Raw genomic sequence first — 946 nt, 5'->3', positions numbered from 1 at the left:
CTAGAGCCGACCGGTTCGGCCGATACCCATACGAGTCGGGATGGAAGATCGGTTCGACCTTCGCCTCCAACCGCCTGGCCACGACCGTCTGCGCCACTCTGTCCGCGATGGTGGGAACACCCAACACCCGGGTGCCGCCACCATGCGACTTCGCGATCTCTACCGCTTTCACCGGAGGAGGAAAATATGAACCCGAGGACATCCGATTCCAGATCCGATACAACTTGTTCTTCAGATCTGCCTCGAAATCCTCCATCGTCATACCATCCACGCCCGGCCCACCCTTATTGGCCTTCACCTGCCGATACGCTTCCCACACTTCCTGCTTGGAAATGTCAAACGACTTACCTTCCGCTGACTTCTGCCTCTCCACGTGACTCCTCCCGGGAACACCGGTTGATCAGACGAAAAGACCTCGAACGACCCGACACCTTCGCTCGACCGCCATTACAACGGCTTTCATCACTACTACGAGTCGGTCCGCCAGCACGCCCAGTATCGGTACTCGATCTCTCACGGTTTGTGCCGCTTGAGACACTCCCTCTCGCCACCCCCAGAATGCGAGATGGCAGTAGCCGGACATGCCTTCCCCTGTTCCATACGAGAGCCGCAGATCAGGCTCACGTCGCCATCCATGCCGGACACCGCCTGGCCAGAAAATCGGGAACCCGCCAGACTTATCCCGGGAACGCATTGGAAATCCCGGTTCCGATGTCACTTCTTAAATAACGACACCTCAACGACGATCGTCTTCCTGATCCCCACCTGACACATCTTGTGCGCCTTTTCCACATCGCTCACCACGACGGTCTTCAGCCAACGCAGCATGTGGTGGTTTGAAGCCTCCCCCCGAGTGGGCGGCTCCGAAGGGCCAAACCTTCATCTCCCGCACAGCATCACTTACAGAGCTTGCCTACAAATAGCTCCTTCACTGTTCAGGGCACAA

1 pseudogene is annotated in these 946 nt (G+C 57.6%); it reads right to left on the bottom strand.

What is annotated here, in order from left to right:
* Window positions 1–373 (bottom strand): annotated as a pseudogene (locus tag Apa02nite_RS50760) (group II intron reverse transcriptase/maturase); the annotation flags it as partial.
* Between the last annotated feature and the right edge of the window lie 573 nt (window positions 374–946).

The organism is Actinoplanes palleronii, assembly GCF_016862315.1.
Classification (GTDB): domain Bacteria; phylum Actinomycetota; class Actinomycetes; order Mycobacteriales; family Micromonosporaceae; genus Actinoplanes; species Actinoplanes palleronii.
This window is presented reverse-complemented; position numbering and strand designations above follow the sequence as displayed.